This window comes from Brevibacterium renqingii, from assembly GCF_017808105.1.
Lineage (GTDB): Bacteria > Actinomycetota > Actinomycetes > Actinomycetales > Brevibacteriaceae > Brevibacterium > Brevibacterium renqingii.
Window position 1 is genome coordinate 1 of sequence record NZ_JADBHF010000042.1, and the last position, 350, is coordinate 350.

Sequence of the window (350 nt, forward strand, 5' to 3'; positions counted from 1 at the left end):
GTGTAGATCTTTGGCATGACTTCTATCCTTCCTGGAATTTATCCAGTCGTGAAGTCAACCAAACCTTCAGCAGTCCCTCGCATCGATCAAGACCGAGGGGTCCTTGCGGGTGTGGTTCTTCGCCCACCGCTTCACCCCCGACTTCCCCGCCGCACGCAGCCCGGCCGGACCCCGGTACCGGATCAGCAGATCTAACACGATGCTCCTGGTCAGCACGGTGCCCTTGAAGACACGTTCCAACGCTGGGTGGATCTGGAGCAGTAGGGACCTCAGCCGGTTGATCGCCCTGGTGATGTCATGCGCGAGGTCTTCATCCGTGCCGGCCAGGACCTTGAGATTAGCCAGGACAT

1 pseudogene is annotated in these 350 nt (G+C 59.1%); it reads right to left on the reverse strand.

The annotated features are described in order from the left end of the window. Window positions 1-66: 66 nt before the first annotated feature. A pseudogene (locus tag IHE57_RS16205) lies at window positions 67-350 on the reverse strand (IS110 family transposase); the annotation flags it as partial.